General features: G+C 66.2%; 7 protein-coding genes. 5 read left to right on the plus strand and 2 right to left on the minus strand.

Going from position 1 to position 13,454, the window contains the following annotated elements; translation table 11 throughout:
• Positions 1–27 precede the first annotated feature (27 nt).
• On the minus strand, positions 28–1,203 hold the full coding sequence (locus tag EU800_RS28085) for a cytochrome c3 family protein (RefSeq protein WP_207209906.1): 1,176 nt from the start codon (positions 1,201–1,203) through the stop codon (positions 28–30).
• Positions 1,204–1,778: 575 nt separating this feature from the next.
• Entirely contained in the window at positions 1,779–2,906 is a 1,128-nt protein-coding gene (locus EU800_RS28090; protein WP_129633136.1) for an aminotransferase class V-fold PLP-dependent enzyme, read from the minus strand.
• Positions 2,907–3,092: 186 nt separating this feature from the next.
• Between EU800_RS28090 and EU800_RS28095 the strand changes: the two genes are divergently transcribed.
• The 5 genes from EU800_RS28095 (at position 3,093) to EU800_RS28115 (ending at position 13,438) form a co-directional block, all read left to right on the plus strand.
• Positions 3,093–4,067 carry an NAD(P)-dependent oxidoreductase gene (locus EU800_RS28095; protein WP_129633138.1) on the plus strand — a complete coding sequence of 325 codons (975 nt, stop codon included), beginning with the start codon at positions 3,093–3,095 and terminating at the stop codon, positions 4,065–4,067.
• Positions 4,068–4,267: 200 nt separating this feature from the next.
• Positions 4,268–5,170: an AEC family transporter gene (locus tag EU800_RS28100; RefSeq protein WP_129633141.1), complete on the plus strand. Its 903-nt coding sequence runs from the start codon at positions 4,268–4,270 to the stop codon at positions 5,168–5,170.
• A 119-nt stretch (positions 5,171–5,289) separates the two neighbouring features.
• Positions 5,290–7,257, plus strand: a complete 1,968-nt coding sequence (locus EU800_RS28105) for a cytochrome P450 (RefSeq protein ID WP_129633143.1) — start codon at positions 5,290–5,292, stop codon at positions 7,255–7,257.
• The gene (locus EU800_RS28110; protein ID WP_129633145.1) at positions 7,254–10,154 is read left to right on the plus strand and encodes a hypothetical protein; all 2,901 of its coding nucleotides are present in this window, start codon (positions 7,254–7,256) and stop codon (positions 10,152–10,154) included. Before EU800_RS28105 ends, EU800_RS28110 begins: the two co-directional genes overlap by 4 nt.
• A 236-nt stretch (positions 10,155–10,390) precedes the next feature.
• Positions 10,391–13,438, plus strand: a complete 3,048-nt coding sequence (locus EU800_RS28115) for a trypsin-like peptidase domain-containing protein (protein WP_129633147.1) — start codon at positions 10,391–10,393, stop codon at positions 13,436–13,438.
• The last annotated feature ends 16 nt before the right edge of the window (positions 13,439–13,454 follow it).

Below are 13,454 nucleotides of genomic sequence, written 5' to 3' on the forward strand. Positions count from 1 at the left end.
TTTCGTGCCTGTGGTATGCGTCAGCGATCAGTTCGGACGCTCTCCGGGAACCGCGACCCCGCTTCCGGCATCCGCCAGATCGGCGATGCTGTCATGCAGGAGTTGCAGCGCATAGTAGGGGTTGTGCGTGAACATCCCCGGATCCTTCGCCACGACCTGGTAGTTGTAGGCCGCTTCGAGAAGGCGCGGCGTCCAGGTCTGATACCGGTTCGGATACTTGGCTTCACCCTCTTCGATCGCACCGCTTCCGTCGCCATCGACGAAGAAATACGGGTAGTTGTGCGAGTCATACCCGATCGCGGCGCCGGCGGTTTTCTCGCCATAGGCCATGATCGCGTCGAGCAACGTGGTGTGAAGCGCCTGGATCTCGGCCTGGATGCCTTCCTTGACGTCGCCATTGCCGTCGAAATCGGCCTTGGACGTCCGGATCTGGAGCAGCGAGTCCTTGTCGCCCTCGACCACCTCGTCATGGCACTCCATGCAGGACTCGACCTTCACCTCCAGCGTGTGGGGGTTGTGGCAGTCATTGCAGGTCTGCGAGATCTGGTCGTGGAAGTAGTAGCCGACATAGTCCTTGCCGTCATACTCGAAGCCGCCCTGGACTTCGCCGCCGAAACGGCTCGCCGCCGCGGCCCTGTAGTGAATGTTGACGAATCCGAGGTCGGGCGAGGTCGTGTCGGGATCCGGCGAGCCGGCCTCCTCGATCTTGGCCAGGACCTGAACGGTCGAGTTGCGACCGCCGTGGCAGGTCATGCAGCGAATATCGGGCGTGAAGACTTCCTGCTCGATGCCCGAGGGGAAGGTCACCACCGTCCGCTCCTCAGCCGTCTCGTCGTGACAGGCCATGCAAGAGATGCCCATCGCCGTGGCCGGGTCAGGCGACTGTTTGGCGTCCACCACGCCGGCTTCGCTGCCATCGGCACCGATATAGTCGAGGAAACCCGCCGTCGAGTGGCACTGCGAGCAGGCTTCCGGAATCATCTTGTCGTCTTCTTCATCCCAATGGCGGAACGCCTCCTTGGTGATGTCGGCATGCGGCGAGGTGCGCCATTCGTCCAGATTGGGAATCTCGGGCATCAGGGTCGCGGGCGCAGGTATCATGCTTTCCTGGGCCGAGGCCGTCTGCTGCCATGCCATCCCTCCCCATGCGGCGATGCCTGCCGCGATCGTTATTGCAACGGCGGTCCTAAGTGTCGATTTCATGGGTCCCTCCTATTCGCGCTCAGATTTTCATTTATCTCAAGCGTTTAAATTCGAGCGTAGACCTGCCATTTGGCTCTTGCAAGGCCAGCGATCGCACCGAAAGCGCTCAGGAAAGGGCTCCGCGGCAGATTTTCGACGGCCTAAATATCTATCCCAAAAACGAGTTCTTCCAGCGCCGCCGCAATGCGGCTCCCGGGGCACGCCGCCGAACACGCGGAATCCATCGGATGACGCGCAGCCCCCTCAGGTTTGTCAGCCGTTTGATATCCCGGCCGCGGAGAAAGCCCGTCTTTTGGCCTGAGGCGCGCATACGAATCTGCCCGCATGTCGACGGAGTTAACAAGTATCCACAATTCACATTCTGCTCGATGCGGGCATCTCGCGGATATCTCTCCATTTCGTCGCAGGTACCCCAGTCCCCGCGATTTCACGGGCAACAAGGCCCGGCGGTGAATCAGCTGTGGCAAAACCGGCAAATTCAATTCAAATATATGAATTGAATTATCCAAATACGGGCACCCATCCTGACTGCCTTCGGTCAGGCCCCTCCGCCCCGTCCGCCGGGGCCGATCCGGTCAGACGACTTTCTCGAGGACCGACCGCAGCCGTGCCACCGTCCCGTCGATGTCGGACAGCTTGTCGAGCCCGAAGAGTCCGATCCGGAAGGTCCGGAACTCGGAACCTTCGCCGACCTGAAGCGGCACGCCGGCAGCGATCTGCATGCCATGGGCGAGGAACTTCCGGCCGTTCTGGATCTCCGGATCGTCCGTATAGCTGACAACGACGCCCGGCGCGCCGAAGCCCGACGCGGCGACGGAGACCACGCCCATCCCGGCCAGCATCTCGCGCACCGCGGCGCCGAGCCGCCACTGCGCCTCCTTGGAGGCCTCGAACCCCATCGCCTTCGTCTCGGCCATCGCGTCGCGCAGCCCGACAAGGGCGTCCGTGGGCATGGTGGCATGATAGGCGTGGCCGCCGTCCTCATACGCCTTCATGATGGCGCGCCATTTCTTGAGGTCCATTGCAAAGGAGGTCGACTGCGTCTCCTCCAGCCGTTCCGCCGCCCGCGCAGAGAGCATCACCATGCCGGCCGAGGGCGAGGCCGACCAGCCCTTCTGCGGCGCGGAGATCAGCACGTCGACGCCGGTCTCGGCCATGTCCACCCAGACACAGCCCGACGCGATACAGTCGAGAACCATGAGAGCGCCGGCCTCATGCGCGGCCGCAGCCATGTCGCGAATGTAGTCGTCCGGAAGGATGATGCCGGACGAGGTCTCCACATGCGGCGCAAAGACCATGTCGGGTTGGGTGTCGCGGATGGCGGCCGTCACGTCCTCGATCGGCGGCGGCGCGAAGGGGGCAACCGCCGTGTTGCCAGCCCGCTGCGCCATGACAACCGCCGTCTCGGACGCGAAGCCGCCGGCCTCGAAAATCTGCGTCCAGCGATAGGAGAACCAGCCGTTGCGGACGATCAGCGCCCTTCGGCCAGTCGCGAACTGCCGCGCGACAGCTTCCATAGCGAATGTGCCGCCACCGGGCACGAGCGCCACGGCTTCCGCGGCATAGACCTCCCGCAGCATGGCGGCGATGTCGCGCATCACACCCTGGAACTTGGCCGACATGTGGTTCAGCGAACGGTCGGTGAATACGACCGAAAACTCGCTCAAACCGTCAGGGTCGATATCGGGGCGCAGGCCGGGCATCGCAACAACTCCTCTCTGTTTCGCCGCAGAACCTATGTCCGCAACGCATCCTGCGCCAGCGGAAATCCCAAGCGGAATCGCGGAGAAGGCGACATCGACAGCCGGGTTCGGGCGGCGCCGAAAGGCTGGACGGCATGCATCCGCTGCGCCAGTGTAGGGCGAACATGGCAGGGAGGCACGAGGACCATGGACTTTCTGACGGACGCATTTCTGATCGACCCGAACCGGATCAACGGGCCGGTCCTCGTCACCGGTGCGGGCGGCTGCATCGGCGCCTGGACGCTTGCCATCCTTTCCCGGTCCGGCGTGCCGCTCGTCGCCTTCGACCTCAACGAGGACCGGCGGCGGCCGGCGCTCGTCCTCGGCGAGGAAGGCGCGCAGGATCTGCTCTGGGAGACCGGCGACATCACCGATCAGAGCTGCCTGAACGAAATCTGCGACCGCCACGGCATCACGGCGATCATTCACCTTGCGGGGTTGCAGGTGCCCTTCTGCAAGGCCGACCCCGCTCGCGGGGCTCGGGTCAATGTCGAGGGCACGATCAACATCCTCGAGGCCGCCCGCCGCACCGGGATCCGCCGGCTGGTCTATGCCAGCTCAACAGCGGTCCACGGCATGCCGCCGGGCGGCCCGGTGATTTCGACTCTCTATGGCGCCTACAAGCTCGCGAACGAGTATACCGCAAAGGTCTTCTGGCTCGACTGGGGCGTGCCGTCCATCGGCATTCGCCCGAATGTCGTCTACGGCATCGCCCGCGACCAGGGAATGACCTCGGGATTCAGCGTCGCGCTGTCGCATGTTGCGCGGGGAGAGCCGTTCGAAGTTGCCTTCGGCGGTCCGGCCAGCTGGCTCTATGCAGGCGAGGCCGCGGCGGCCTTCATCGCAGCGATCTGTCGCGACGGCGAAGACGCGCCCGTCTTCGACCTCAACGGCACCTGCATGACGGTGGAAGACGCGATCGCCCTGCTGTCGGATCTCGCGCCGGACCACGGCGTGACCACGACGGGAACCGTGCTGCCGATTCCCGCCGACCTGGACGATGCGCCGATCCGTGCCCATCTGGGTGACTATCCCTCGATCGCACCCGCAGACGGGATTCGTGACACGCTCAGAGCCTTCCGCCAGCTTGCATCCGGAGGGAGCTCCGCGCCCGGCGCGTAGCCACTCGGCAGCCTGTCAGGGCGCCGACCGAACGTGTCGGACCGGTGCAACCGCCTCTGCTATGCGAAAGAAACTTCTCGGGTCGCTCCCGGACCATGCTCCGCGCGCCACTCCGAGCGCGCGGCTCGATTTCTCAGACCTGAGCCCTTGTGCCGGACCGGCCAAAGTGATTTCACCGGGGCGATTTCACGGCGCGCCGCATGCTCCACGTTCTGACACAAGATATCCTTCCGGTTTTTTCGATGCTGGCTCTGGGGTTCCTCCTCGGCCGCACCGGGAAGGTGTCTCGCGCCGAGGCCGCCGCGATCAACCGCGTCGCCTTCCTCGTGCTGCAACCGGCGCTCATCTTTCCGCTGATGAACGGGCTGGACTGGACACTCTTTCGCCTAGACGCGATCGGCCTCTACGCCGGCTCCCAGGTCATTCTCTTCGCGGTGGCCTTCCTTGTCGGCCATGTCCTCCTGAGACGCGACGTGATCGAGGCCTGGCTGCTGGCGATGGCGACGATCTTCGTCAACTCGCTGCTCTATATCTGGCCGATCTCCGCTCTGATCTACGGCGATGCGGCAGTGCTGCCGGTGACCGGCGTCGTGGCCTGGGACACGGCCGTAAGCTTTTCCTTCTTCATCGTGACGACGGACCTTCTGGTTAATCGGGGGTCCGCGCCCGGGAAATCCGCGCTGCGAATCGTAACGAACCCGGTGCTGATCGCCATTGTCCTCGGCAGTCTCGGGAACGCCCTGGGGTTGACCACCCCGACGCCCGTCCTGACCGCGATGGACTTCGCCGGTTCCGCCGCCGCGCCGCTCACGCTCTTCGCGCTCGGGGTCATCCTGTCCGGGCAGACGCTCACGCCCACGCCGACCGTTTCAGCGATCTCCGCGCTGAAACTGCTGGCCTTCCCCGCTCTCGTCTGGGCGGTGCTGCATCTCGGCGAGCGGCCGGCAGACTGGAACGCGATGCTCGTCCTTTGCGCGGCCGGCCCCTCCGGGGCGATGGCCTTCTCCCTGGCGATGCTGCACGGCGTGCGAACCGACCAGATCGCGCCTGTCATCATCTGGACCTCGGCCCTGTCCCTTATCACCCTCGCGTGGCTCGCCTGACGCGCCCTGCTCCCGGCCGCTTCGCCCCCAAACGGACGCTACGTAATATCGCCGATTGAGCGGTTCCCGGCATGATGTACACTTCCGGCATAGCCTGAGTTTTTCCGCCGGAGCCTTTCATGGACGAACGCATCCTCGAGCTGCCGCGTATCACGCTCGTTTCCACCCGGCTTGGCCCACCCTTGGAAATGGCCCGATGGCTTCTCGAGCGAAGGCGGATTCCCTACGAGGAACAGGCACATGCGCCGATTTTCCACGCCTTCGTCTCGCGCCGCCACGGTGTCGGCATCGAACTGCCGCTTGTCCGGACACCCGAGGGCCCATGGGTCGGCCTGAAGGGATTCCTGCACGGCCTCGATGCAAAATGCCGGCCCGGCGAGAAGGTGCTGGGCGAGACAGATGCCGAACGGGAGCGCGCCGAAAACTGGATCGCACTGTTCTATGACAAGCTCTTCTGGCCCGCAGTGCAGGTCTATTACCACTTCATGCTGGACCACCGCGAGACGGTCACGCGCTACGCGCTCGACCGCGCGCCCGACTGGCAGAAATTCCTCGTGCGGACCGGCTTCGGAACCTGGCAGAAGGCCATGCGAAAGGGCATCGGCCTCAAGGATTTCGATCTCGACGCCGCGCTTGGGAGCATCGGCGCGGTCTTCGACGCGGTCGAGGCGGAAAGCGGCGAGACCGGGTTTCTCGGCGGTGCCACGCCGTCCGATCTCGACGTGATCTTCGCCGCGCTCGCCGGCCCAATGCTCCTGCCGACCGATTTCCCGGCCCCGCTTCCCTCCGTGGAGGAACTGCCGGAAGACTATCGCGAGATCGTCATACGTTTCCGCGACCGCCGAGCCGGAATCCTGGCGCTCGAGACATACCGGCTGGCCCGACCCGAGCCGCAGCCACCCATGACGCGACTGCGCAGCCGTGGCAGCCTCGCCAACCGCCTGACGGAATCGCGCCCTGCCCTCTGGGCCGCGCGCTGGCTCGCGGCCCGCCGCAGCACGATCTCGCTCCGCGGAACCGTGCTGGCGGTGAACTGGCAGAGCGTCACCGAGATGCTGGAACGCGATAGCGATTTCATCATCGCCCCAGTGAACGCGCCCCGGATCGAGGGCGTGAGCGGCCCCTTCATCCTCTCGATGGACCGCGGCGACCCCGACCTCTTTCCGCAGCGCGAGGCCGTCTACGCCTCGCTGCGTCAGGCCGGCCCCGGCGCGGCACGCGATATCCTCGACCGGGAGGCCTCTGCGCTGCTGGAGGCTGCGCGCGAACGCCATGGACGGATCGATGTCATCAACGGCTACGCCCGCCTCGTCGCGGCCCGAACCGCCGCCGAGATCTTCGGCATTTCCGGGCCGACCGAGGCGGATCTTGTGCGGGTCATCCGTGCGGTCTTTCACGAAACCTTCCTGAACCTCGGCGACGACCCGGAGGTCCAGGCGCGCGGGCGGGCCGCCGGCGAAGAACTCGCCGACTGGTTCGCCGCCGAGATCGCCCGGCGCGGTGAGGATGCCGGATCGGACGTTCTCGGCGGTCTCATCCGGGCGCAGCGCGAGTTGCCGCTGGAGCCGCAGGCGGTGGTCTGGATGGCGGCGGGGCTGATCGTGGGGGCGATCGACACGACGGCGACCTCGGTCGCCAACGCCGCCCGCGTGATTCTCGAACGCCCGAAGGTTCTCCGGGCGGTGCGTCGCGACCTGGACGACCCGGCCGCCATGACGCGCTGGTGCAAGGAGGCGCTCCGGCAGCGCCCGCACAACCCAATCGTCCTGCGCAGGACACGGCACGCAACACGCCTGGCCGGCCGCGACATCGCCCCCGGCACGACGGTCATCGCGACGACGCTGGCTGCGATGCAGGATGCGAGCGTCTTCCCCCGTCCCGGCAGGCTCCTGCCGCAGCGCGAAGCGAGCCGCTACCTGCATTACGGCCACGGCCTGCATGTCTGCGCCGGCCGCGACATCAACGACGTGCAGATTCCTGCCCTCGTGGCGCATCTGCTGCGGGCCGGCGCGGACAAGGTCGTGAGCACCGCTGCTCGGGGGCCCTTCCCCGACGAACTCGTCGTGCGACTGGGAGAAACGCCATGAGCTTCACCTACCTGACCCTCGCCTTCCCATTCGACGCCGGCCGCGTGGCCGAGACCGACGCCGTGCTGGCCGCCGAAGGGCGCGAGACCTATCGCGGCGGCAAGGTGCGCAATGCGCTGCGCGGCAAGGGCGTGCATTTCCTGTCGATCACGACGGTGCCTGCCACTGGCACGGAGAAGGCGCACCTTGTCCTCGAATCGTCCCATGACGGCGACAGGGGCCACGCGCTCGACGTGATCGCCAATGATCTGGAGGAGAGCCTCCGGGCAATCTTCGCCGCCGCCGGCATCTACGCATCGACGGGCGGGCTGCGCCGGTTCCTCGGGGAGCATGCGATCGAGACCGGAATCGGCCTCTTCGACACGCCGGGGCTGAATCACCGTGGCGTGCCGGGCATGACGGTCGACCGGATCTTTCGCGAGGAGGCCTTCGCCAACCGCCTGCGCGATCTGGTCGTCGCGGACAAGTCTGACGGCTCGCCGCTGAGCCGGCTGAAGGCGATCCGGGCGCTGGCCGCGGACCTGCCCGAGGCCGAAGGGCTGATGCAGCCCGAGGATGTCGGCTTCCTCGCCCCGCGCGAGGTTCCAGAGGGGCGCGGCTATCTGCCAGGCCTCGTGGTCCGCGGCATCGTCATCTTCACCTGGCCTGTCCTCATCCTCGCCGCGCTCAGCATCCTCGGGCTCGGGGTCTGGGCCGGCATGACAAGCGGCGTATGGACCGGGATCACCGTCGCAGGGCTCGCACTCATCGCCTGGGTCGTGCTGCTGATCGCGCTGCTTCTGCTCTTCTATACCGGTCTGCGCAGGCGGGAGACCACCGACGCTCCGGACGACACGACGCCCGACTACAGGGTCCTGAACGATGTCATGAGCATCGAGGATGACGGCGACATCAACCACCTTGCGGGAATCTCGATCATGAAGCCGGGGCTGCTGCGCCGCTTGACGCTCAAGATCGCCTTCTGGTTCGTGGGCCAACTCGCCGCAACACGCTTCCGGCCCGGCTATCTCGGCGAGATCGGCACTATCCACTCCGCCCGCTGGGTCTTGCTGCCGGGCACCGACAAGCTCCTCTTCTTCTCCAATTTCGGCGGCAGCTGGGAGAGCTATCTGGAGGATTTCATCACCAAGGCCGCGAACGGCCTTACCGGCGTCTGGAGCAACACGCTCGGCTTCCCGCGCACCTCCAACCTCTTCTTCGAGGGTGCGCGCGACGGCGACCGGTTCAAACGCTGGGCCCGTCGGCAGCAGCGCCCCTCGTGGTTCTGGTACCGAGCCTATCCCAACAAGACGACCGGAACGGTCCGCCTGAACGCAGCGATGCGGCACGGCCTGCTGACGGCCGCGACCGAGGACCAGGCGCGCGAATGGTTCGAGCTCTTCGGCTCGCGCCAGCGGCGGGCGAATTCTTTGCAGGCGCCGGAGATCCAGAAGATCGCCTTTGGCGGCATGCGGTCGCTGGCAGACGGCGCCTGCTGCCTCATCCGCCTGCCGGAGGACGCGGAGGCGGCACGGAGCTGGCTCCGGAAGATCGCCCCGCGCGTCTCCTTCGGCGACGAGAAACCTGGAGACTCGGCGCTGCTCCTGGCCTTCACGGCGCGGGGGCTGGAGCGGCTTGGCCTCGGCGAGGCCGAAATGGCCACATTTCCCGCCGCCTTCCGGCAGGGAATGGACGAGGCGCGCCGGGCACGCTCGGTGCTGATGGACACCGGCGACGACAAGCCCGAGGGCTGGGATTGGGGCCATGGCGCTGCGGCCGTTGACGCGGCGCTCTACCTGCTCGCCGCCCCCGCCGGCGAGGACAATGCCGCGCTGGCGCTGGTCGAAGACCTGTTGCCGCCGCTCGAGGCGGCCGGTGGCGGGTTCGTGGCGATCGTGGAAACCGAGCGGATGCCGGACTCGGGCCCGATCACCGAACCCTTCGGCTTTGTCGATGGAGTCTCGCAGCCGATCCTGCGCGGCACCCGACGCTGGCCCGCCAACCAGGGCTCGCGCGACGTGGTCGAGCCGGGCGAATTCCTGCTTGGCTATCCCGACAACCGGGGCTTCCTGCCCCCGTCGCCCCACGTCGCGGCCTCCTGCGACCCCGCGAACCTGCTGCCCGCCCTCGACCGCAACCCGGCCAATCTCGACTGGCCGGACCCGCGCCGCAGCACCGCCAATGCCGCGCGCGACCTCGGCTGCAACGGCTCCTACCTCGTCATCCGGCAGCTCGAACAGGCGGTGGAGCGTTTCAACGCGCAGGCGCGGGAGATGGCCACCGCGTTCGAAGGTCACCCCTGCGTTCCGGCAGGCCTCACCGGCGAACGGCTCTCGATCTGGGTCAAATCGAAGGCGGTCGGGCGCTGGCCGGATGGCTCCTCGCTGACGCGACACCCGAACGCTCCCGCGAGCGGTTGGGACGGCAGCAGGGAGGTGGTGCCGGACAACGATTTCCTGCACGGCGTCGAGGACCCGGAGGGCGAGCGTTGCCCGTTCGGCTCGCATATTCGCCGCTCCAACCCGCGGGACAGTTTCACTCCAGGCTCGGAGGAACAGATCTCCATCGTCAATCGGCACCGAATCCTGCGCGCGGGTCGCGGTTACCGGCAGCTGCGCGAGGACGGCACGGAGGCGCGCGGGCTGCTCTTCATCTGCCTCAATGCAGATCTCGAACGGCAGTTCGAATTCGTCCAGCAGACCTGGAACATGTCGCGCCAGTTCCACGGCCTCACCGACGAGGTCGACGCGATCATCGGACGGGGAAAGAAGGGCGGCCAGATCACCATCCCCACGGCGCGCGGCCCGATCGTCGTTCAGGGCTTCCAGGACGTGGTGAGGGTCCGCGGCGGCGGATATTTCTTCATGCCCGGGCGGAGCGCGCTGCGGTTCCTGAGCGGCGGCAATGTCGCCATGTAGTGGCCCGGCAGATCGCCGATTGGTACCGGCAACCGGTTTCCAATCGGCCGCGCGATTTTCGGAACCGATTACCGTGCTCACTGCAATTCGACGGGGATTGTCCTTTTTACGATTCCGAAAATGTGCGTGTCTTCGTGCAACGGCCGCCTGGAATTAAACTTGGATATCATTCGCACCCCAGAATTATCGTTCGTTCTGTGATATATTCCTAGACGCGCGATACAGGAGACATTCCCATGCCCGAGAGAATTTCCCTGGCCGGATTTCAATCCATGCTCGACGACCCGAGCGTGCCGGACTCCGAAATTGCCGAGTATCTGAAAGCCGAAAGCGGAGTCGGCGCATTCGACCCGGTTTTCGTTCCGGACCCGGAGCTTGTCGATACCGGGCGCGAAGAACGCGGGATGGTGATCGGCAACCGGATCTGCCGGCAAAGGCGCCGCGCGCGGTTCTGGTGGCGCCGCCGCAACGGGGTCGATCTGCCGGTCATTGTCACCGAGGGCGACAGCTGGTTCCAGTTCCCGTTCCTGATCGAGGACGTCGTCGACCATCTCGACGCGGGTTACCTCGCCTATAGCTGCGGCGCGGCGGGCGACACCGCGCGGAACATGATCTTCGACGCACCCGAATACATGAGCGCGCTGGACGAGCAGGCCAAGGATGTCGCGGCGTTCCTCCTGTCTGCGGCCGGCAACGACGTCATCGGCGCCGACGAAAACGGCGTCCCGGCGCTGGAACGCATTCTGCACCGGCGCTCCGATGCGAAACGCACCGCTCACCAGCTTGTCAACAAGACCGAGCTCAACCGCGTCCTTGCCGCGCTCCGCGAGGGGTATGAGACGGTGGTCCGCACGATCCGCTCGGATGCCCGCTTCGCGAACCTGCCCATCCTGTTCCACGGCTACGATTACGCGCTTCCCTTCCCGGCCGGCGCGCGCGATCCGCGCGATCCGCCCTATGCCGGCAGGGACCATTGGCTCGGCGCACCGATGGCGGCCAAGGAGATCGACGATCCGGAGCTGCGGCGCGAGATCGTCGAGATCCTGATCGACGCGCTCTACGACATGCTCGAAAGCGTCGCCGAGACTGACCAGCATGTCCATGTCGTGGACATCCGCGGCACGCTTCCGAGGCTGCGGGACTGGACCGACGAGATCCATGCCACCTCGGACGGCTTTGCCCGGGTCGCCGAACGTTTCAGCGGGGTCCTGAGGGATGTCGTCCGGCAGCGCCCGCCCCGGATTGCTGGCATTCCGGGCCCGGAGGGCACGGTCCCTGCGCCGGAGATCGATGTCGAGATCCGGGAAATGAACCTTCTCAAGGACCGGATCGAGGACCTCGACCCGGCGCTGCTCGGCTTCGGGGATGTCGACAAGTTCGCCTCCGGATTTGCGCGCACCCGGGAGCGGATCGCCCGGCGGGCCACCCCCGAGATGGCCATCGACGACGACGATTCCCTGCCCTTCCGCTTCCTTGCGAACGGTGCGGAGGTCGGCCGTGCGGTCTGCAAGCTGACCTGCGAGGGGATCAGCTTCAACGGCCGGAGCGGGCGCTGGCGCGGCACCGGTTTCCTCGTCGCGCCAAACCTGCTGCTGACCAACAATCACGTCATCAACTCGGCCGAGGTCGCGCGGTCGGCGCGGGCGATCTTCGACTTCTACGAGGAATCCGCCGGCCGGTTCGCCGCCACGACGACCTTCACGCTCAATCCCGAGCGCCTCTTCATCTCCAGCGCCTTCAGCGAGCTCGACTACAGCTTCGTCTGGATCGATGGCGCCCCGCACGAGAGCTTCGGGACAATCCCGTTCTGGCGCGGCTCCTTCATGGCGCGCGACCGGGCCAATGCGAATATCGTTCATCATCCGCAGGGCCAGCCCAAGCGCAGTTCGATCAAGAACAATCAGGTGGTCGATCTCGGCAAGCGGGAGGTCCTGATCCACTATGCGACCGATACCGATCAGGGCAGCTCGGGCTCGCCGGTCCTGACCGATGACTGGCGTCTCTTCGCGCTGCACCACGCGGTGAGCGAGGCGCTTCCCGACGAGATCCGCACGCGCATCCTGAACCAGATCGGCCGTGACGTGACCGTGCTGAACGAAGGAATCAAGACCTCGGCGATCGCGATCGACATCGACCGCCGGGCGGCGCGCGGACCGGACCAGGCGGCCGCGCGGCACGTGCAGTCCTATCTTGGTGGAACGGACTCGCGCACCGGTTACTTCGGCTCGCTCGGCCGGAGCGGCAAGGGAGAGGGCCTGGAAGCCGTGGTCGACACCTACCGGGGCACCTCGGAGGATGTCGACATCGCCTTCTGGAACGTCGAGTGGTTCAACCGCCGCTACGAGGAGAAGATCGACGACGTCGCCCGCATCGTGGCCGATCTGAGCCTCGACATCTGGGCCATGGAAGAAACCTCGCCGCAGGCGACCGAAGCGCTTGTGGACTATCTCAACAGCACGTTCGGCCAGAGCTTCAACTTCGCTGCCTCTGAGCCCGGGGCGGCCTCAGGCCGGCAGTCGACCACCGTGATGTGGAACACGCGGACCGTGGACGGGGTGCGGCTGGACTGGCCGGAGGAGATCCATTCGCTGCTCAAGCTCAGAAGCGACGATCCGGAAGCACGCCGGTTCGAGGCGGTCGAAGGCAGGATCTTCGATCGCTACCCCGGCCTCTTCCGGTTCACGGCGCTGCACCAACCAGCGGGCGCGCCGCCCTTCGATTTCAACCTCGTGCCGGTGCATCTCAAGGCGAAGAGCGAGGGTGCCAAGCGTCGGCGCATGGCGAGTGCGATCCTCGCCCGAGCGGTGGAGCTAACGTCCGGGACCGGGGTCGCGGAGAACGACTGGATCATAGGCGGCGATTTCAATGCCGAGCTTGCGACCGGCGAGTTCGACCCGTTGCAGGATGCCGGCTTCCGCTCCATGAGCGCGGCCGACGAAAAGGGCGGCGCCGTCACCTATCTCAACCGACCCCACCGGTCGCTGATCGATTCGATCTTCCTGTCGCCGGGCTTCCGTCCGCGCGTCGATGCCGACGACTTCATGATCGTCGCGCAGGACCGGCGGGATTCCGGCTTCGTCACGCGCGTCTCCGATCACCGCCCTGTCATGTTGCGCCTCAGCATCTCCGAGGAACCCCGCATCCGGCGCGCCCCGGTCGCAGCGACGGCGGCTCCGCGTCCGCCTGAGCGCGAACGGCCGTATCTCGACATCTTCGCGGAGGAGGTAAAGCGCGACCCGGCACAGGTCCTCGCGGATCTCGCCACGCGGTTCCGAAAGGACTGAGCGCGGCGCCGTGCGG

Origin of the sequence: Tropicimonas sp. IMCC6043 (genome assembly GCF_004146235.1) — a bacterium.
Taxonomy (GTDB): Bacteria; Pseudomonadota; Alphaproteobacteria; order Rhodobacterales; family Rhodobacteraceae; genus Tropicimonas.